Consider the following 18,784-nt stretch of genomic DNA (forward strand, 5'->3'; position numbering starts at 1 on the left):
CGCCTGCGGAGGTGACTATCAGCGGCGATGCGATACGCGATGAACTCGGCCACTATCTCTCCCGCCTGTGGCGCTATGCGCTGGTGCTCTCGCACCGGCGGGATGTCGCCGACGATCTGGTGCAGGCTACCTGCCTGCGTGCGCTGGAGCGCGCCGCGCAATTCACCCCCGGTTCACACCTGGATCGCTGGCTGTTTTCCATCTTGCACTCTATTTGGCTCAATGAAATTCGCGCCCAACATCTTCGCCAGGGGCAAGGCTGCATGGCGGCGGAAGAGCTGGGCGATGCGGACAACGGCGAACAGCCGGTCTGGCTCCATGAAGTGATGCGGCGCGTCAGCCGGCTGCCGACGGCCCAGCGCAACGCGCTGTTTCTGGTGTATGTCGAAGGGCTGTCTTACCGGGAAGCCGCAAAAGTGCTGGCGGTGCCGATCGGCACCGTCATGAGCCGTTTGGCGACCGCACGTCTGGCATTGGCCGATGACCGCCCGTTGGCAAACGCCGGCCCGCACCGCAAAGAGCGCCATCCCGCCCCCTTGCCTCCTGCTCGTCGATAACGCCCTATTCCAACGAGCGGATAACCCGGCATGGCTGCCCCAGAGGGGGTTATTGAGCTTTGCCCAAATAAACTAGAGGTAGCAACGCTTTAGAATCGATTACCTTTTACCATTGTAAATACTCTGATACTATGTTTTTATTAACGTCATAAGGAAATATAAGGATATTCCTAAAAAAAGGAAAATCGTGGAAACCGCATATTTATTCTCTTATGATATCTGCTATTTACCAACATAAAATATATGATTACTGAAAAAGTAAAAATAAGGAAATTACAATAATCATGTTTAAAATAAAGATATCAATACTACATTGGCCATTGAAATAATAATTATCGAGCATACCATAATTTACTAGCCCTCAGGTATAAATACCGCCAAACCAAGGAGACCTTAATAATGAAGCTTACTTCATAACGAAGTTTAACCAAGGTGTTCAGGGCAATATTTTTAGTTTTCTAAATTAAAAAGTGCAAATAACTAAATACCATAATCATTCAAAAAGGTAATTATGAAAAAATTAGAATCATTACAGTACGCTAGAGCGATAGCAGCTATGCTTGTCGTCATAGACCATACTGTAACGCAATTCTCGCTCTATCAGTCTACAGGCATTGACTTTATTGATACAATGCTTAAGAAAACAGTTAATATGGGTAACATTGGCGTATATGTTTTCTTTGCTATCAGTGGCTATATAATGTCCTATACGACAAAAAACAAAACCTTTGATGTTTCATATGCTAAAGTTTTCATACAAAAAAGAGTAAAGAGGATATATCCTTTATATTGGGTATATCTTTCAGTATTTCTTGCATTATGGGGTTTAGGCCTGGCAATGCGCTCCCATCACTATAGTGTCTCACAAATATTATTTTCATATCTTCTCATACCATATGGAATAACGGAAGATAAAATAACACCACCAGTTTTGACACAAGCATGGACATTAAGATATGAAATGCTATTTTATATAACATTTGCATTTTTCATAATGTTAGGAACAAGCAAGAAATTAATGCCGATTTTATTACTTGTATTTTTTTCAGCATTAGTAATGCTTTCACACCTTAATATATTCCCTGCGGCAGAATTGAATTTATTTTTCTCAAATTGGTTACTTTTACTTTTCGTACTGGGGATATTACTAGAGAAAAACCAACATGTTATAACAAAAGTTCTGGCAGGAGTGAATAATCATACCCTGTGGATAATTACAACCATATTGATACTAATAGCGACCTACATTGACAAACCTGTAATCCTAGACTACCTATTAAGCGTATTGATACTGATTTTTATCTTACCGATTAATCAAGATAGTAAAACCCTCTTAAAGATTGGTGATGCATCATATACTATATACTTGAGTCACTCATTCATAGTGTTAGCTTACGGAATGGTATCTAAAAGCACTTCCAATATATGGACATGCCTAATTTCCGGCTTTATCACAATACTTGCATCTGCCATTTTAGGTATATTGCTGTATGAAAAAATAGAAAAAAGAATACATCGTTAATTGGAACATAAATAATTAATGGCCACTTAATAAAAGTGGCTATCAAAATTATAAAAAAACGTCTCATCAAATAAAAAACCATGAAACTCAATAAAATATATAGCATCAAGGATAGCGCAAAGCAGTAAAATCTAATAAGATTACTATTAAATCACTCATCATTACACGATTTAAAATAATATTGTTACAGACAATATTATTTTTGCCATGTGCCCCCTTCCCCCCATAATCCCCCCTTTATAGACCTTACGATACATCCCGATCAGTTCTTCATCGCGGCTGTTGTACTCCAGGCCGCTTAACAGCTTCTCTCTTTCCGTCATCACACAGGGCTCCTGCTCATCACGCGGGTGAAAGGCGTTATACCGCTCTCGTCCCCCGCTCTCCAGCGCTAAAACCGGCAACGTTGATTTGCCGCCCGACGGCGGGGAAAAGTTGTGACGCATCTCTCTTTTAGCGCGATCGACGCGCCTTTCCCTGCGCTATCATCAGGGGAAAAGGGGGCAACTCTCGGCGATTCGCCGTAATCATGGTAAAATCGGCTTTTTTACGTACCGGGATATTTGCGATGAACTCAACCACCCAGGAAAAGCTGCTGGCGCAGGCTGAACGCCTCTGCCAGCAACGTAATGTGCGATTGACGCCGCAACGGCTGGAAGTGCTGCGTCTGATGACTCAGCAACCCGGTGCAATCAGCGCATATGACCTGCTCGATCTGCTGCGCGTCGCCGAACCGCAGGCCAAGCCGCCGACGGTATACCGCGCGCTGGATTTTCTGCTGGAGCAAGGGTTTATCCATAGAGTGGAATCGGCCAACAGCTACGTGCTGTGCCACCATTTCGAACAGCCGATGCATACGTCCGCGCTGTTTATCTGCGACCGCTGCGGCCAGGTGACCGAACGCACCACCGAAGGCGTGGAGGAAACGCTGCAGAAGCTGGCACAGGAAGCCGGATTTGCACTGCGGCACAGCGTGGTGGAAGCGCACGGTCTGTGCGCCGGTTGCGTTGAAGTTGAAGCTTGTGACAGCAAGCATGACTGCGCCGAACACGATCACAGCATCGCCATCAAGAAGAAGTAAGACGAAGTCAGGTACTTCCCTGTACCTGCGGCCGGGGCGCCAGAGGATGGAGCGACGCCGGCCTGCGCTGTTGCCGGCCGCCGTCAGTGGCGGCCCTGCGTGTTACCAGCGGTGTTTGGTGTGATCTTCCCAGGCCTTCACCTCTTTTTCGGCCGCCTCTTTCTGGTAACCGTAGCGCTCCTGAATTTTGCCGACCAGCTGTTCGCGTTTCCCTTCGATGACCGTCAGATCGTCATCGGTCAGCTTGCCCCATTTCTCTTTCACTTTGCCTTTCAGCTGCTTCCAGTTACCGTCGGCTTGATCTTTATTCATAGTCTCTCCGTTAACCTGTGGTGAATCAGTGATCCCTGTTGCCGGTCGGGGTTAACCAGAAATTTTTCTGGCCGATGCTTCCTTCACCTTAAGAAGCACCGCTCCCCTTCATTTACCAGCCACATGATTCATTCTAGTTAAACATGGAAATAAAAAAGCCAAAACACAGAATAAAAAACCATTAACAAACAAAATAAAAACAAAAAACGCTAACAAACAACGAACTAACGCGAACAGATCAAGGCTGAAAACATGTAAGCAAACATGACCAAAATCATAAGAAAAACTAACCATTAACCCAACAAAACGTCCGGTTTAATGTGCAGTAAACCAGCTGCCGCGCACCTGGTGACGGTGCCAAATCCAGCCCAATGCCACGCCACGCAACGTCAGAAACACCGCCAGCGCCAGCCAGAGCCCGTGATTGCCAAGCAGCGGCACACTGAACAGCGTCAGACCGTACCCTGCCGCGGCCACCGCCATGCTGTTACGCATCTCAGCGCCGCGCGTGGCGCCGATAAACATGCCATCCAGCAAATAGCACCACACCCCGACCAGCGGCAAAATGACCTGCCACGGTAAATAGTGGGCGGCCAACGCGCGCAGCTCCGGTAGGGAGGTCAACGCCGCCACGATCTGCTGGCCGGTAACGGCATACGCCAGGCCGAAGGCCAACGCGACCAGCCCCGCCTGCCTGCAGGCCGCGTGCCACACCTTACGCAGTTGGCTGCCGTCCCGGGCGCCGTAGGCGTGGCCGGAATGGGCCTCCACCGCATAAGCGAAGCCGTCGAGCGCATAGGCGGTAAACGTCAGCAGGTTCATCAACACCGCGTTAACCGCCACCACATCGCTCCCCAGGCGAGCGCCGAAAATGGTCAGCGACGCAAAGCACAGCTGCAGCAGCAATGAACGCAACATGATGTCGCGATTGAGCGCCAGCAGGCGACGCAGATCGCCACGCCAGGCCTGACGCAACATCGCCAGGGTAATACCACGCAGACGCATCACCCGCCACGCCAGCCACAGGCCGAGCAATAGCGTGGCATATTCGGCGATGGCGGTGGCCGCCGCCGCCCCTCGCACGTTCCAACCCAGGCCCATCACCAGCCAAATATCCAGCACGATGTTCAGCAGGTTGCCGACGATCAGCAGGATCACCGGCGCACGCACGTACTGCACGCCGAGCAGCCAGCCCAGCAGCACCAGGTTGGCCAGCGCCGCTGGCGCACTCAACCAGCGGATCTCAAGAAAACGCCGCGCCTGCTCCAGCACCTCGCCATCGCCGCCGACGATCCGCAGCGCCAGTTCAATAAGCGGGTAGCGCAACAGGACGATCGCCCCCCCGGCCAACAACGCCAGCAGCAGCGGTTGCATAAAGGCGCGCGCCAGCGCCTGCGGGTTCTTCGCTCCCAGCGCCTGCGCCGCGAGGCCGGTGGTGCTCATGCGCAGGAACAGCAGCAGCATGAACAGGAAGCTGGTCGCCACCGCGCCGATCGCCACGCCTCCCAAATAGATCGGGCTGTCGAGGTGGCCGATCACCGCGGTGTCCACCAGCCCGAGCAGCGGCACGGTGATATTGGAGAAAATCATCGGCAGGGCGAGGCGCCACAGGGCTTTATCGGTGTCGCTGGTGAAGGCGGAAATCAGGCGCATGATGGGATGTTCCTGTGACAGAGTGACGAAGGGCGAAGTCAGAAACAAAAACGCCCCAAAACAGGGGCGATTGATACAGGGAGCGGCGGTGATGGCGCGGCGATTAAATCCAGTCGCCGTTGCGGATCACGCCGACCGCCAGCCCTTCGATCGTGAAATTCTGCTGGCGCAGATCGACCACGATCGGTTGGAATTCGTTGTTCTCCGGCAGCAGTTCAACCACGTTGCCGTGCTTTTTCAAGCGTTTGACCGTCACTTCGTCTTCGATGCGCGCGACCACGACCTGGCCGTTGCGCACGTCTTGTGTTTTGTGCACCGCCAGCAGATCGCCGTCCAGAATGCCGATGTCGCGCATCGACATGCCGTTCACCCGCAACAGGAAATCGGCGCTCGGTTTGAACAGGGATGGATCCACCTGGTAGTGCCCTTCGATGTGCTGCTGCGCCAGCAGCGGCTCGCCGGCGGCGACGCGGCCGATCAGCGGCAGCCCTTCTTCTTCTTCCATCAGCAGGCGGATACCGCGCGACGCGCCGGAGACGATTTCGATCACGCCTTTGCGTGCCAGCGCCTTCAGGTGCTCTTCGGCGGCGTTAGGCGAACGGAACCCCAGACGCATCGCGATCTCGGCACGCGTCGGCGGCATGCCCGTTTGCGAAATATGATCGCGAATCAGATCGTAGACCTCTTGCTGTCTGGTAGTTAGTGCTTTCATTCCGCCCCCTGTTTGTTTATACAGTCTTGCTGTGAGTATATACAGGTAAGCGCGGATTGGGAACCGAAGAATAAATAAAAATCAGTCAGTAGGCACTTTGCGTCAGCCAAAATGCTGCCACAAGACCGTGCCCCAAACGAACAGCGCGAGTACGATCGCCAGCGACACCGCCGCCGATCCCATGTCCTTGGCCCGCCCGGACAGCTCATGGTGTTCGCTGCCGATGCGATCCACCACCGCCTCGATCGCGCTGTTCAGGATCTCGACGATCATCACCAGCGCCACCGATCCGATCAATAAAATGCGCGCTATCGCACCCACGTCCAGCCAGACAGCCAGTATGATAGCCAGGAGGGTCACCACCAGTTCCTGGCGGAACGCCGCCTCGTGTTGCCAGGCGGCGGAAAGCCCTTTATAAGAATAGCCGGCGGCCTTGATGATGCGGGTCAATCCGGTTGCTTGGTTTGCCATGTTTTCGTGCCTTTCTCAGAGGTCGGTCATAATAAAAAGAGTCTAGAACAGTCCGCGCTGACGGCTCTCGGTTTTCGAACACCACAGATCTGCTACCCGGTTTCTGGTATGCTTGCGGCGCATTGCTAACAAGAGGCTTCACGTTGTTATGTCAGGTTGGCGTAAAATTTATTATAAAATATTGAATTTACCACTTAAATTGTTGGTAAGAAGTAAGGTCATCCCTTCAGATCCGGTTACCGAGCTAGGGTTGGATCCCTCACGGCCGATTTTGTATGTTTTACCTTACAATTCCAAGGCGGATTTGCTGACGCTGCGCACCCAGTGCCTGGCGCAGGATCTGCCCGATCCGCTCAACGCGCTGGAGATCGACGGCACCGTGCTGCCGAGCTACGTGTTCATTCACGACGGCCCGCGCGTGTTCCGCTACTACACCCCGAAAGAAGAGTCGGTAAAGCTGTTCCACGACTACCTGGATCTGCATCGCAGCAATCCGGATCTCGACATTCAAATGCTGCCGGTTTCGGTCATGTTCGGCCGCTCGCCGGGCCGCGAAGGCCACGGCACGCCGCACCTGCGTCTGTTGAACGGCGTGCAAAAATTCTTCGCCGTGCTGTGGCTCGGCCGCGACAGCTTCGTGCGCTTCTCCAACACCGTTTCGCTGCGCCGCATGGCCACCGAACACGGCACGGATAAAACCATCGCGCAGAAACTGGCGCGCGTGGCGCGCATGCACTTCTCGCGTCAGCGCCTGGCCGCTGTAGGCCCAAGCCTGCCGGCCCGTCAGGATCTGTTCAACAAGCTGTTGGCGTCCAAAGCGATCGAAAAAGCGGTCGAGGACGAAGCGCGCAGCAAAAAGATCTCTCACGAGAAGGCCCAGCAGAACGCCATCGCGTTGATGGAAGAGATCGCCGCCGACTTCTCCTACGAAACCGTGCGTCTGTCCGATCGCGTGCTGAGCTGGACCTGGAACCGGCTGTATCAGGGCATCAACGTCACCAACGCCGAGCGCGTGCGCCAGCTGGCGCAGGACGGCCACGAGATCGTCTACGTGCCCTGCCACCGCAGCCACATGGACTATCTGCTGCTGTCCTACGTGCTGTATCACCAGGGCCTGGTGCCGCCGCACATCGCCGCGGGCATCAACCTCAACTTCTGGCCGGCCGGCCCGATCTTCCGTCGCCTGGGCGCGTTCTTCATCCGCCGCACCTTCAAGGGCAACAAGCTTTACTCGACGGTGTTCCGCGAATACCTCGGCGAGCTGTTCACCCGCGGTTACTCGGTGGAATACTTCGTGGAAGGCGGCCGCTCCCGCACCGGGCGTCTGCTGGAACCGAAAACCGGCACCCTGTCGATGACCATCCAGGCGATGCTGCGCGGCGGCGCCCGTCCGATCACGCTGGTGCCGATCTACATCGGCTACGAGCATGTGATGGAAGTGGGCACCTACGCCAAAGAGCTGCGCGGCGCCACCAAGGAAAAAGAGAGCCTGTTGCAGATGCTGCGCGGCCTGCGCAAACTGCGCAATCTGGGCCAGGGTTACGTCAACTTCGGCGAACCGCTGCCGTTGACCGCTTACCTCAACCAGCACGTGCCGCAGTGGCGCGAGTCGATCGATCCGATCGAAGCTCAGCGCCCAAGCTGGTTGACGCCGACGGTCAACGATCTCGCCGGCCAGATCATGGTGCGCATTAACAATGCCGCCGCGGCCAACGCCATGAACCTGTGTTCCACCGCGCTGCTGGCCTCGCGCCAGCGTTCGCTGACCCGCGAACAATTGCTCGAGCAGCTCGAGTGCTACCTGCAGCTGATGCGCAACGCGCCTTACGCGCATGACGTCACCGTACCGACGCAGACGCCGGACGAGCTGCTGGATCACGCGCTGAACATGAACAAGTTCGAGGTGGAAAAGGACAACATCGGCGACATCATCATTCTGCCGCGCGAGCAGGCGGTGCTGATGACCTATTACCGCAACAACATCCACCACCTGCTGGTGTTGCCGTCGCTGATCGCCAGCATCGTCATGCATCATCGCCGGGTATCGCGCGCCGAACTGCTGCGCCAGATTGGCATGATTTACCCGATGCTGAAAGCCGAGCTGTTCCTGCATAACGACAAGGAGCAGCTGCCGGACGTGCTGCGGCCGATGATCGACGAGCTGATCCGCCAACAGCTGATCTGCGACAAAGGCGACGAGCTGGTGCTGAACCCGGCGCGCATTCGCCCGCTGCAGCTGCTGGCCGCCGGGGTGCGCGAAACCCTGCAACGCTACGCCATCACTATGTCGATCCTCAGCGCCAACCCGAGCATCAACCGCGGCGCGCTGGAGAAAGAGAGCCGCATCATGGCACAGCGTCTGTCGGTGCTGCACGGCATCAACGCGCCGGAGTTCTTCGACAAGGCGGTATTCTCCACCCTGGTGGCGACGCTGCGCGAAGAAGGCTACATCAACGACAGCGGCGATGCGATCCGCGAGCACACCCTCGAGGTGTACAACATGCTGAGCGATCTGATCACGCCGGAAATCAAGCTGACCATCGAAAGCGTCAACATGCCGGAAGAGACCAACGCTCTGCCGCAAACCAATGCGCAAGAAGAGAAAGACGAGTGATTTCGCCCGGCGCGGAAACACAAAAGGCACCCCGAGGGGTGCCTTTTTTCTTGCTGCAGGAAACCGTTACGCCGGCAGATAGCTGAGCGCGATGCCGATAAACACCACCAGCCCGACATAATTGTTCTGCAGGAAGGCCTTGAAACAGGCCTCGCGCTCGCGCCCGGCGATCTGCTTCTGCTGGTGAATGAACAGCGCGCCCGCCAGCAACAGCGACCAGTAAAACGCCCCGCCGAGCTGCGCCAGATAACCGACCCACACCAGCAGCAGCAGCGTCGCGAACTGCAACAGCCCGACGATCAGCTTGTCATAACGCCCGAACAGGATAGCGGTGGACTTGATGCCTATTTTCAGATCATCGTCGCGATCGACCATCGCATACAGCGTGTCATAAGCCACCGTCCAGCAGATGTTCGCCAGCAGCAGCAGCCAGCAGCTGAGCGGCAGCGATTCGCTGACCGCCGCATAGCCCATCGGAATGCCCCAGCCGAACGCGGCGCCCAGCACGAACTGCGGCAGGTTGGTCACCCGCTTCATAAAAGGATATACCCAGGCCAGCGCCAGCGCCGCCAGCGACAGCCAGATGGTCATCGCATTCAGCGTCAACACCAGGCAGAACGAGATCAGCACCAGCACCACGAACAGCACCTTGGCCTCTTTCGCGCTCACCCGGCCGCTCGGCATCGGCCGCCCGGCGGTGCGCTTTACGTAGCCGTCCACCGCGCGATCTGCGTAATCATTCACCACGCAGCCGGCGGCGCGCATCAGGAACACGCCGAGCACGAACACCACCAGAATCGACAGCGGCGGCACGCCTTTCCCGGCCAGCCACAGCGCCCACAGCGTCGGCCACAGCAGCAACAGCGTGCCGATCGGTTTATCAATGCGCATCAAATGGCTGTAAGCCCGCCATTTACTTTGAGTCACGCTTCCCTCCAACGTCTTGCTCTCCTCTCTTATGCGGGAACCGCTGAATACAGCGGCGAAGCCGGTAAAAACAGTTCGGTCAGCAGCAGCGGCTTGCCCGCCAGCCGCAGCCGTGAACGACGCGCCCACAGCGCGTCCTGCCGGCCGATATGGATATAGTCGCGGGTCAGATCGCCGCTGCTGAACAGATAGCGCCCGAGCGGCAGCGTCCCCAGATCCACCAACGCCTGATCGGGGCCGGTCAGCGTATGTTCCGGGATCACCGTGCGCCCCAGCAGCCAGGGCTGGTCGTCGCCCAGCAGCACCACTTCGCGCAGCCAGTAGCGCGGGCTGTCGGGCAGGTGGTTCGCCTCGTCGCCCAGCGCCTCGCGCGTGACGAAGCATTCGCGCTGCGGTTCAACGCGCACCTGGGCGCAATGGCGTTCAAATCGGCGGGTCATGGAGCCTAACTCCATCAGCCAGTCGCTGACGGCGGCGGGCGCCGGAGGATCCTGTTCGGATAACCACTCCAGCGGCGGCAGGATGGAATCCCTGATGCCAGACATTGCTTTACTCCTCGCCTGAACCGCAGCCGGTACGGCGCGCCAGACGATACAAACTGTTAACAGGCCCCCATTGTAGCGCAGAAATGCGAAAGCGGCAGGCTGATTCGTGGCGAAAACGGCAGGCCTATCGGCCGGAAAAACCGGGGTTCTGTCATCTTTTTGCCATCCGCATTCTCTATCTTCATTTCCCGGCGCGCTGACGATTCTGTGATCGCCCGCAAAGTTTCAGCTTCCTCGCGTTGTGTTATCTACGCGCGTAGATACCCTGATACAGCAGCGTTGAATCGCCATGCGTCCGACATGATTTGTCGGCACACCTTTGTTGCCGGCACCAGGGAAACCATCTTTAACCGCGCCCCTCCAGGCGCAGAACAAAAGAGGATAGCACTGCCATGAGCGAAACAACGCTTGCCCCTTCACAGACCGCCGACGCCGCGCTGGCGGCCGATGAACGCCTGGCGACCAAAGAGGGGCGCAGCCAATTTTGGCGCGCCACCTTCTCCTGCTGGCTCGGCACCGCCATGGAATACGTCGACTTCGCGCTGTACGGCCTGGCGGCCGGCATGGTGTTCGGCGACGTGTTCTTCCCGGAAGCCACGCCGCTGGTGGCGCTGCTGGCCAGTTTCGCCACCTACTCCGTCGGCTTCGTCGCGCGGCCGATCGGCGCGCTGGTGTTCGGCTGGATCGGCGACCGCAAAGGCCGCCGCGTGGTGCTGATCACCACCGTGGCGCTGATGGGCCTCTCCACCACGCTGATCGGCCTGATCCCGTCCTATGCGCAAATCGGCGTCTGGGCGCCCGCCTGCCTGGTGATCCTGCGCTTCGCGCAGGGGTTCGGCGCCGGTGCGGAGCTGTCCGGCGGCGCGGTGATGCTGGCGGAATACGCGCCGGCCAAGCGGCGCGGGCTGGTGGCGTCGATCATCGCCATCGGCTCCAACAGCGGCACCCTGCTGGCGTCGCTGGTATGGCTGCTGGTGCTGCAGCTGGACAAGGAAGACCTGATGAGCTGGGGCTGGCGCATTCCGTTCCTCGCCAGCATTCTGATCGCCGGGGTGGCGCTGTACCTGCGCCGCCACGTGCGGGAAACGCCGGTGTTCGAACGCGAGCTGCAGCAAAACCACCAGCGCATGCTGGACGCCGCCCAGGCCGCGCCGGATACGCGCAGCTACCTGCAACGTACCAAAGCGTTCTGGGTGATGCTCGGCCTGCGCATCGGCGAAAACGGCCCTTCCTACCTGTGCCAGGGCTTTATCGTCGGCTATGTCGCCAAGGTGCTGATGGTCGATAAATCGGTGCCGGCGTTGGCGGTGTTGATCGCCTCGCTGTGCGGGTTCCTAGTGATCCCGCTGGCCGGCTGGCTGTCCGATCGCTTCGGCCGCCGCATCACCTACCGCTGGTTCTGCCTGCTGCTGGTGCTGTATGCCTTCCCGGCGTTCTGGCTGCTCGACAGCCGTGAACCGGCTATCGTCATCTCGGTGATCGTGGTCGGCATGTGCATCGCGTCGCTGGGGATCTTCGGCGTTCAGGCGGCCTACGGCGTCGAACTGTTCGGCGTGAAGAATCGCTACTCCAAGATGGCGTTCGCCAAAGAGCTCGGTTCGATCCTCTCGGGCGGCACCGCGCCGCTGATCGCCACCGCGCTGCTGTCCGGTTTCGGTCACTGGTGGCCTGTCGCCTGCTATTTTGTTGTAATGGCGGCCATCGGCTTAATCACCACCTTCTTTGCTCCCGAAACCCGCGGCCGCGATCTCAACCTGCCGCAGGATGCCGCGTAGCGAGAAGGCGAACAGGACCTCAATTTGGATAATCACTCCGCGCGACGCGTTACCCGCGCCGACGTGGCCCGCGTAGCGGGCACCTCCGTCGCCGTGGTCAGCTATGTGATCAACAACGGCCCGCGCCCGGTGGCGGAAGCCACCCGGCTGCGCGTGCTGGCGGCGATCGAGCAGACCGGCTACCGGCCGAACGACATCGCGCGGGCATTGGCCTCCGGCAGCACGCAAACCTACGGGCTGGTGGTGCCGGATATTTCCAACCCGTTCTTCGCCACGCTGGCGCGGGCGCTACAGCAGGAGGCCTTCAGCCGCGGCCGCGTGCTGCTGCTGGGCGACGCCGGCGATGACCGGCAGCGCGAGTATGAGCTGATCAATAACCTGCTGCGTCGCCAGGTCGACGGCCTGCTGTACACCAGCGTCGATCGCCATCCGTGGTTCGAGCTGATCCGCGCCTCCGGCACGCCCTGCGTGATGATAGACACTATCGACAGCCAGGCCAGCGTCTGCGCCATCCGCGTCGACGAGCGCGACGCCGCCTGCCAGGCGACCCGCCATCTGCTGCAGCACGGCTATCGCGACATCGGCATTTTTATCGGTCCGCTAACCATGCTCAACGCGCAGGATCGCCTGAACGGTTGGCGCGATGCGCTGCTGGAGGCGGGCATTGCGCCGCGCGACGAGTGGATTTTCGAGGCGCCTTACACCCGCCAGGGCGGCTACCAGGCCACCCAGCGCATGGTGCAAGGCCCGCGCCCGCGCGCCGTTTTCACCTCCAACGAGCAGCAGGCGCTCGGCTGCCTGTCGGCGCTGGCGGAGCATGGGTTGCGCGCGCCGGACGATCTGGCGCTGATCTGTTTTAACGGCACGCAGCAATCCGAATTCAGCGTGCCGCCGCTCAGCGCGGTCGAGCAGCCTATCGACGCCATGGCCAAGCGGGCCATCGCCATGCTGGCCGCCGGTGCCGCGCCCGCCGAGCTGCATGAATTCGCTTTTCAACTGCGCATCCGCCGCTCGTGCGGCTGTTAGCGGTTTTTCAGGACACCTTCTATGCGTTTGATCATTGATTGCGATCCCGGCAACGGCGTTCCCGGTGCCAACGTCGACGACGGCCTGGCGCTGGCCCTGGCGCTGGCGGCCAAACCGCAACTGCAGCTGGAACTGATCAGCATCGTGGCCGGCAACACCCCGCGCGAAGTGGGCTTCGCCGTCGCCAGCGAGCTGCTGGCGCAAAGCGGCTACCAGGTGCCGGTCGCCCTCGGCGCGGCGCGCGCCCTGAGCGAGCCGCCGGAGCCATGGCGCGCGCATCTGGACAGGCCGATCGCCGATCCCAAGCTGGCGGCGCTGTGGCGCGACTTGCCCGCGCCCTCACTCGCCAACGCGCCCGCACCGGACGCCGCCATCGCCATCGGCGAGCTGATCTGCCGCCATCCCGGCGAGATAACGCTGGCGGCGATCGGCCCGCTGACCAACGTTGCGCACGCCATGCAGCTGTACCCGCAGATGGCGCAGGCGGTGAAAGAGATCGTGATCATGGGCGGCGTGTTCAACGTCGAGGGATACATCAAGGACACCAATTTCGGCCTGGATCCGGAAGCCGCGCGGCTGGTGCTGAACAGCGGCGCCGCTATCACGCTGGCGCCGCTGGACGTCACCACCCAGACCATGCTGACCCAGGCGGATCTGGCCGCACTGACGCAGCCGGATACGCCGCTGTGCCGCTATTTGCGCGCCACCACGCAGCCGTGGATCGACTATTCGCGCCATACGCGGCGCCTGCCGGGCTGCTGGATCCATGATGCGCTGGTGATCGCCTGGCTGCTGGCACCGCAGCTGGTCACGACCGAGATGTTCCATGTGGATGTGGCGCTGGAAGGGGCGCTGACACGCGGCAGCTCACGCCGTTGGCGGCCGGACAGCCTGCGCCTGACGGTCGGCATGCCGCCGCCGCAGGGCAAGCCGGTGCGCATCATGCAGCAGGTCGATAACGCCCGTCTGCTGGCGTTGATCGGCGCAACGCTGGCCCGCGGATGAAAAAAGGTGCGCCAAAGCGCACCAATCATCGAGCCAGCATCGGCAGCGTCGGGTGTTACCCCTTGCCTTTTACGCTGCTGATAAACGTTTTACGCGCAGTGGTCGAGCCCAGTTTCTCGGCCTCATTCATCAGTTTCAGCGCCTTGTCGATATCGCCCGCCTTCACCGCCTGCTTGATGCCCTTATTGAAGTAGCTTTCGGTATCGTTGAGCATCGGCTCCGCCGGTTTCTCCGGCGTCGGTGCAGGCGCCGTCACGGCGGCCGGTGCGGTTGATCCCACCACCACCGGCGCCACGGTCGGCGCAGGCTGCAGCATGCCGATCATCACGTTGCCGGTGCCCTGTTCCGCGGTCACCTTGAGCTTCAGCGTGCCGGTCGTCGCGTGGCCGGCGATCGGATCCGGGATATCCGGCACTGCGTTGCCCACGCCCTGCGCGTAGGCCTTGGCCGGGTTAGTCAACTGCGTGGTTTTCGCCAAATCCTGACGGGTGGTGTACACCAGCAGGTAAATCTGTTTTTGACCGAGCGCCGGCGTCAGTTTCAACGTGCCTTCGAGGCGATCGGAGGACATCGCTCCCGGCGGCTGGTAAGGGAAATAGCTGCTCGGGTAATACGCCGCCGGGCGTAGATGCTCGTCCAGCACCAGCACGCTCGGCGCGTACAGCGAATTGTTCTTGGCGAGGCTGCTCAGCGTCACTTCCAGCGAACCGCGATCGGCCGGCAGCGTATAGGCGGCGATCGCCCCCTGAATGTCGCCCTGATTGAGCTGCGGGCTAACGGCGTCGAGCTTCACTTCTTGCGACACCGGCGGTTGCAGCGGCTGCCACGGCAGGCTTTGCAGCGTGGCGGCGCTGATGGCCGGGGCGACGGAAACGTTGGCCGGCGTATCGGCGTTGGCCGCCAAAGGCGCGCCGACGGTCAGCGCCAGCGACAGGCAGAGTGACAGCAGATTCTTTTTCATCGTTATATCCTCTTTCAGCACCGCGGCGGATCAGGCAAGAGATCGGGCCGCGGCGAATGCGGTTGGGGGAGAGCCGGCGGCCCTCCCCGTCCTGTCGTTACCACCAAATTTCCATCTGGGCGCCGAAGGTGACTTCGTCATCCTTGCCGCGGCTGAAGGTATGCATGCTGGTGTCGTTGTAAGCGGTGCCGGCGTTATACCCGGTGTCATCGCCGGTGGCGTAGCCCCACTTCTCGTCCCACTTGGCGTAGGTGGCGAACAGGCGGATGGCCGGACGCGACCAAATGCTGTTGCCCGCCTGCCATTGCTGCGCCAGGGTCACTTTATACTGGCCGTTGCGATCGCCGGTGCGCTGAGATTTGACGTTGTCGTAGCCGGCTTCCAGCAGGGTGCTCATGATCGGCGTCCATTTGTACATCGGGCGCACGCCCACGGTGTACCAGGTGGTGCCGTTGTTGTTGTCGCGGTCAATGTCCTGGAACATGGCGACGTACATCAGCGCCCACTGATCGTTGAAGTCGATGGCGCCGTGATCCAGCACGCGGATCATCTTGCCGTTGTTATCGATGGTGGCGCCTTCGTTGCGGCCGTTGTTCTGCGAGGTCATCGAGTCGGTGGCGTACTGCAGCACGAATTTGTTGTAACCGTTCAGGATGCTTTGCGTGTGTTCGGCGGTGAACATCCAGCCGTCTTTGCTGGCGCCGTCGGCCAGGCGGTAGTTATCCTGCGCATTGGCTCGGCCGTAGTCCACGCCCAGCTCCAGGGTGCCGCCCGGGTTCAGCTCCAGCCCGGCCAAGCGCACGTCGAAGGTATCGTTGACGGTCGGACGCTGTTTCCATTCGTTATCCAGGTAGCCGTAAGAGCCGCCGGATTCCGAGTTGCGGGTCACGGCGGCGGACAGCTTGCCGAAGCCCAGATCGATGTTTTCCAGACCGGCGCCCGGGCCGGAGATATCCCAGTAGTAGAAGTCGATCATGTGAACGTCATGACGCTGATAGAAGCGCTTACCGGCCCACAGCGTGGAGCCCGGCAGCCACTCGATCAGGTTTTTACCCTGCACGTTCACTTCGCGGAAGCCCGGGGTCACGTCTTCCCAGTCAGAACGCTGCGAGACCGAATAGGCCAGGTTAGTGTCGAAATAGAAGCTCTTGTCGCCTTCTTTCCACACTTCCTGCCCCAGTTTCAGTTCGGCGTAGGTTTCGCACTCGTTGCCGAGACGGTATTTGCTCGCGGCGCCGGTGGCCTTGAAGCACTGTTGCTCACCGCCGCTGCCGGTCCAGCCGATGCCGGAACGGGCGTAACCGTGGAAATCCACGGCCAGCGCCTGAGTAGAGAGAACACCGGCGGCGACAGCCAGTGCCAGAGGAAGTTTGCGCAGAGTAGTCATCATTATTCTCCTGTTATACCGACTTTGATGCTTTAAACGCCCGGCTCCTGGTGCAGCCGTTTACATGCCGTACCGTCTTCACGGAACAGGTGGCAGCGGTGAGGCGGCAGGCCGATGGCGAATGTGGCACCTTCTTCTACCAGCACCACGTCATTCTGGCGGTACACCAGGTTTTGACGGATGGCCGGGATTTGGATATGGATTTGCGTCTCGTTGCCGAGCTGCTCCACCACCTGCACGTCGCCGGTAAGCCGCACTTCAGAGGCTTCGCCGGGCAGCAGATGTTCAGGGCGAATGCCCAATGACAGGTTGGCGCCGGGTTGGACGCCCGCGCCTTCCACCGGCAGCCAGACCAGCTGGCGGTTGGGCAGTTCGACCTGCACCTGTCGCGGCTCCGCCGCGGTGACCTTGACCGGCAGGAAGTTCATCTTCGGTGAGCCGATAAACCCGGCGACGAAGCGGTTGGCCGGGTAGTGATACAGCTCCAACGGCTTGCCGACCTGCGCCACGCGACCGGCGTCGAGCACCACGATCTTGTCGGCCAGCGTCATCGCTTCGACCTGATCATGGGTGACGTAAATCATGGTGCGCTGCAGGCGCTTGTGCAGACGGGAGATCTCAATGCGCATCTGCACCCGCAGCGCGGCGTCGAGGTTGGACAGCGGCTCGTCGAGTAGGAACACGTCCGGCTCGGCCACCAGCGTGCGGCCGATCGCCACGCGCTGACGCTGCCCGCCGGACAGCGCCTTCGGCCGCCGATCGAGCAGGTGCGCCAACTGCAGCACCTCGGAAACCTGGTTCACCCGTTGATTGATTTCCGCTTTCTTGGCGCCGGCCAGCTTCAGGCCGAACGACATGTTGTCCGCCACCGACAGGTGCGGATACAGCGCGTAAGACTGGAACACCATGCCGATGCCGCGCTCGGAAGGCGGCACTTCATTCATGCGTTTCTCGCCGATCAGCAGGTCGCCGGAGGTGATGTCCTCCAGCCCGGCGATCATGCGCAGCAGCGTCGATTTGCCGCAGCCCGACGGCCCGACAAACACCACAAACTCGCCGTCTTCGATGGTCAGATTGACGTCTTTGGAAATCACGGCCTCACCGAAGGCCTTATAAACGCTGCGCAGTGTCACGCTAGCCATGCGTTACTCCCCTGCTTTCGCAGTTAACATGTCGTGTGAAAATGGCGGAGGCAAAGCCCGCCAAAACCCATTGATGACCCTCTTGCTGCGCGCCGTGCTGCCATGCCAACGGCAAGGTCGCCTCAGACGGCGCGGCCGCCTGAGTATAAGGCTGCAGGTTTATCAGCGCTTCAAGGCATTGATCCTGATGGGTAATAAGTAAGCGCACCACGCCATCGCGCTGGCTGACCGCGCTCAGCTCGCCGCGCTGGAAAAGCGGCGAACGGCGCAGGGCCAGCAGCGTCTGGCAGTAACGCAAGGTGGAGTGGCTGTCGTGCTGTTGGCGACTGATGGCCAACGCGCGGTGTTCGATCGCCACCTGCTGATACCAGCTGATCTCCCCGGCGGTGACCTGTTCGGGGGCTTCATGCCACGGCATCGGCGTTTGCGCGCCGCGCGGATCCTGCAGGCCGGCGGCGTGCGGCAGCCCCAGCTCCTCGCCCTGGTACAGGCAGATCGGCGCCGGCAACATCGCCAGCAGCGTCAAAAAGGCGGCGGCGGAACGCAGGTCGCCCTGCCCCCAGCGGCTGACCACCCGAGGCTGATCGGCGTCGCCGGTGCTCCACAGGCTGTCCGCCAACGTGGCGCGGCGGGCATGCAGCACCGCCACCAGCTTTTCCGCGCTGAACGGCATCACGTCGAGCGCCAGCGCGCCGTGGACGAACCGCTGCACGTCGGCGGCATGACGAACGCGATGGGCTTCGTCGGCGTACCACAGCGTCAGCCCTTCGCCCGTCACCGCCGTTTCGGCCTCCGGCGCCAGCGTCTGCGGCAGCAACAGACCGTCGATCGACAGCGCTTTCAGGTACGGCAGCGCCGCCAGCATGCCGTGCGCGTCGCCCACGCCGTCCCCGTTTCCGTCACGGAAACTGGCCGGATGGATCCGGTACAGGGTGGGCTGAGTGGCGATAGGCATTGACGACATAAATCCGGTATCCCTGCTGCGCGTGGCGTTAAAAATCAATGGGCCGATAGTGCGGGAGTCGCCGGAAAGGGTAATCATCCGTAACAGGATTTTTCATGGGGGAGGAGACGGGAGGATGAGAGAACGACCG

Annotated in this window: 18 protein-coding genes; 7 read left to right on the plus strand and 11 right to left on the minus strand. The window is 59.5% G+C overall.

What is annotated here, in order from left to right; translation table 11 throughout:
• Positions 1-11: 11 nt before the first annotated feature.
• Together CPH57_RS18580 and CPH57_RS18585 are read left to right on the plus strand one after the other, a co-directional pair.
• The gene (locus tag CPH57_RS18580; RefSeq protein WP_096242635.1) at positions 12-557 is read left to right on the plus strand and encodes an RNA polymerase sigma factor; all 546 of its coding nucleotides are present in this window, start codon (positions 12-14) and stop codon (positions 555-557) included.
• Positions 558-1,068: 511 nt separating this feature from the next.
• Complete coding sequence (locus tag CPH57_RS18585) at positions 1,069-2,079, plus strand: acyltransferase (RefSeq protein ID WP_096242636.1); 1,011 nt, start codon at positions 1,069-1,071, stop codon at positions 2,077-2,079.
• A gap of 170 nt (positions 2,080-2,249) precedes the next feature.
• Here the strand turns inward: CPH57_RS18585 and CPH57_RS24745 are convergent, their stop codons facing one another.
• Entirely contained in the window at positions 2,250-2,525 is a 276-nt protein-coding gene (locus CPH57_RS24745) for a hypothetical protein (protein ID WP_231922814.1), read from the minus strand.
• Positions 2,526-2,647: 122 nt separating this feature from the next.
• Between CPH57_RS24745 and zur the strand changes: the two genes are divergently transcribed.
• The gene (zur, locus tag CPH57_RS18590; RefSeq protein ID WP_015379223.1) at positions 2,648-3,160 is read left to right on the plus strand and encodes a zinc uptake transcriptional repressor Zur; all 513 of its coding nucleotides are present in this window, start codon (positions 2,648-2,650) and stop codon (positions 3,158-3,160) included.
• Positions 3,161-3,262: 102 nt separating this feature from the next.
• On the opposite strand, the gene CPH57_RS18595 is transcribed toward zur, so the two are convergent.
• The 4 genes from CPH57_RS18595 to CPH57_RS18610 all read right to left on the minus strand — a co-directional run bounded on the left by CPH57_RS18595 (position 3,263) and on the right by CPH57_RS18610 (position 6,308).
• The gene (locus CPH57_RS18595) at positions 3,263-3,472 is read right to left on the minus strand and encodes a CsbD family protein (RefSeq protein WP_004936743.1); all 210 of its coding nucleotides are present in this window, start codon (positions 3,470-3,472) and stop codon (positions 3,263-3,265) included.
• A 315-nt stretch (positions 3,473-3,787) separates the two neighbouring features.
• Positions 3,788-5,125 (minus strand): MATE family efflux transporter DinF, encoded by a 1,338-nt coding sequence (dinF, locus tag CPH57_RS18600; protein WP_033644406.1) that lies wholly within the window; start codon positions 5,123-5,125, stop codon positions 3,788-3,790.
• A 103-nt stretch (positions 5,126-5,228) separates the two neighbouring features.
• Positions 5,229-5,837: a transcriptional repressor LexA gene (lexA, locus tag CPH57_RS18605; RefSeq protein WP_025160136.1), complete on the minus strand. Its 609-nt coding sequence runs from the start codon at positions 5,835-5,837 to the stop codon at positions 5,229-5,231.
• Between the two features lie 102 nt (positions 5,838-5,939).
• Positions 5,940-6,308, minus strand: coding sequence for a diacylglycerol kinase (locus CPH57_RS18610; RefSeq protein WP_015379225.1), 369 nt, complete (start codon positions 6,306-6,308; stop codon positions 5,940-5,942).
• A gap of 148 nt (positions 6,309-6,456) precedes the next feature.
• On the opposite strand from CPH57_RS18610, the gene plsB reads away from it, so the two are divergent.
• Complete coding sequence (gene plsB / locus CPH57_RS18615; protein ID WP_046687896.1) at positions 6,457-8,922, plus strand: glycerol-3-phosphate 1-O-acyltransferase PlsB; 2,466 nt, start codon at positions 6,457-6,459, stop codon at positions 8,920-8,922.
• 66 nt (positions 8,923-8,988) lie between these two features.
• Here the strand turns inward: plsB and ubiA are convergent, their stop codons facing one another.
• Positions 8,989-9,861 (minus strand): 4-hydroxybenzoate octaprenyltransferase, encoded by an 873-nt coding sequence (gene ubiA, locus CPH57_RS18620; RefSeq protein ID WP_025304455.1) that lies wholly within the window; start codon positions 9,859-9,861, stop codon positions 8,989-8,991.
• 17 nt (positions 9,862-9,878) lie between these two features.
• Positions 9,879-10,394 carry a chorismate lyase gene (ubiC, locus tag CPH57_RS18625; RefSeq protein ID WP_033651214.1) on the minus strand — a complete coding sequence of 172 codons (516 nt, stop codon included), beginning with the start codon at positions 10,392-10,394 and terminating at the stop codon, positions 9,879-9,881.
• 392 nt (positions 10,395-10,786) lie between these two features.
• Between ubiC and CPH57_RS18630 the strand changes: the two genes are divergently transcribed.
• From CPH57_RS18630 to CPH57_RS18640, 3 genes are read left to right on the plus strand one after another with little or no spacing between them, the layout of a single operon-like run.
• Positions 10,787-12,169: an MFS transporter gene (locus CPH57_RS18630; RefSeq protein ID WP_033651213.1), complete on the plus strand. Its 1,383-nt coding sequence runs from the start codon at positions 10,787-10,789 to the stop codon at positions 12,167-12,169.
• 24 nt (positions 12,170-12,193) lie between these two features.
• Complete coding sequence (locus CPH57_RS18635) at positions 12,194-13,195, plus strand: LacI family DNA-binding transcriptional regulator (RefSeq protein WP_096242637.1); 1,002 nt, start codon at positions 12,194-12,196, stop codon at positions 13,193-13,195.
• A 21-nt stretch (positions 13,196-13,216) separates the two neighbouring features.
• Positions 13,217-14,200 carry a nucleoside hydrolase gene (locus tag CPH57_RS18640; RefSeq protein WP_089195236.1) on the plus strand — a complete coding sequence of 328 codons (984 nt, stop codon included), beginning with the start codon at positions 13,217-13,219 and terminating at the stop codon, positions 14,198-14,200.
• Positions 14,201-14,255: 55 nt separating this feature from the next.
• Here the strand turns inward: CPH57_RS18640 and malM are convergent, their stop codons facing one another.
• From malM to CPH57_RS24865, 4 genes are all read right to left on the minus strand, one after another.
• Positions 14,256-15,161, minus strand: a complete 906-nt coding sequence (gene malM, locus CPH57_RS18645) for a maltose operon protein MalM (protein ID WP_047573509.1) — start codon at positions 15,159-15,161, stop codon at positions 14,256-14,258.
• 97 nt (positions 15,162-15,258) lie between these two features.
• Positions 15,259-16,548, minus strand: coding sequence for a maltoporin (locus CPH57_RS18650; protein ID WP_025304461.1), 1,290 nt, complete (start codon positions 16,546-16,548; stop codon positions 15,259-15,261).
• A 32-nt stretch (positions 16,549-16,580) separates the two neighbouring features.
• Positions 16,581-17,690 carry a maltose/maltodextrin ABC transporter ATP-binding protein MalK gene (gene malK, locus CPH57_RS18655; RefSeq protein ID WP_016930284.1) on the minus strand — a complete coding sequence of 370 codons (1,110 nt, stop codon included), beginning with the start codon at positions 17,688-17,690 and terminating at the stop codon, positions 16,581-16,583.
• Positions 17,683-18,654 carry an alpha-amylase family glycosyl hydrolase gene (locus CPH57_RS24865; RefSeq protein ID WP_096242858.1) on the minus strand — a complete coding sequence of 324 codons (972 nt, stop codon included), beginning with the start codon at positions 18,652-18,654 and terminating at the stop codon, positions 17,683-17,685. Before CPH57_RS24865 ends, malK begins: the two co-directional genes overlap by 8 nt.
• Positions 18,655-18,784 lie beyond the last annotated feature (130 nt).

The sequence above is a fragment of the Serratia sp. JKS000199 genome, assembly GCF_900215455.1.
Lineage (GTDB): Bacteria > Pseudomonadota > Gammaproteobacteria > Enterobacterales > Enterobacteriaceae > Serratia > Serratia ureilytica.

What these genes read in the sequence shown, in the direction of transcription:
- zur (WP_015379223.1), top strand. Translation starts at nt 2,648, where the DNA reads ATGAACTCAACCACCCAGGAAAAGCTGCTGGCGCAGGCTGAACGCCTC.
- malK (WP_016930284.1), bottom strand. Translation starts at nt 17,690, where the DNA reads ATGGCTAGCGTGACACTGCGCAGCGTTTATAAGGCCTTCGGTGAGGCC.
- CPH57_RS18595 (WP_004936743.1), bottom strand. Translation starts at nt 3,472, where the DNA reads ATGAATAAAGATCAAGCCGACGGTAACTGGAAGCAGCTGAAAGGCAAA.
- CPH57_RS18640 (WP_089195236.1), top strand. Translation starts at nt 13,217, where the DNA reads ATGCGTTTGATCATTGATTGCGATCCCGGCAACGGCGTTCCCGGTGCC.
- CPH57_RS18630 (WP_033651213.1), top strand. Translation starts at nt 10,787, where the DNA reads ATGAGCGAAACAACGCTTGCCCCTTCACAGACCGCCGACGCCGCGCTG.
- plsB (WP_046687896.1), top strand. Translation starts at nt 6,457, where the DNA reads ATGTCAGGTTGGCGTAAAATTTATTATAAAATATTGAATTTACCACTT.
- CPH57_RS18610 (WP_015379225.1), bottom strand. Translation starts at nt 6,308, where the DNA reads ATGGCAAACCAAGCAACCGGATTGACCCGCATCATCAAGGCCGCCGGC.
- ubiC (WP_033651214.1), bottom strand. Translation starts at nt 10,394, where the DNA reads ATGTCTGGCATCAGGGATTCCATCCTGCCGCCGCTGGAGTGGTTATCC.
- lexA (WP_025160136.1), bottom strand. Translation starts at nt 5,837, where the DNA reads ATGAAAGCACTAACTACCAGACAGCAAGAGGTCTACGATCTGATTCGC.
- CPH57_RS24745 (WP_231922814.1), bottom strand. Translation starts at nt 2,525, where the DNA reads ATGCGTCACAACTTTTCCCCGCCGTCGGGCGGCAAATCAACGTTGCCG.
- malM (WP_047573509.1), bottom strand. Translation starts at nt 15,161, where the DNA reads ATGAAAAAGAATCTGCTGTCACTCTGCCTGTCGCTGGCGCTGACCGTC.
- CPH57_RS18585 (WP_096242636.1), top strand. Translation starts at nt 1,069, where the DNA reads ATGAAAAAATTAGAATCATTACAGTACGCTAGAGCGATAGCAGCTATG.
- dinF (WP_033644406.1), bottom strand. Translation starts at nt 5,125, where the DNA reads ATGCGCCTGATTTCCGCCTTCACCAGCGACACCGATAAAGCCCTGTGG.
- CPH57_RS24865 (WP_096242858.1), bottom strand. Translation starts at nt 18,654, where the DNA reads ATGTCGTCAATGCCTATCGCCACTCAGCCCACCCTGTACCGGATCCAT.
- CPH57_RS18650 (WP_025304461.1), bottom strand. Translation starts at nt 16,548, where the DNA reads ATGACTACTCTGCGCAAACTTCCTCTGGCACTGGCTGTCGCCGCCGGT.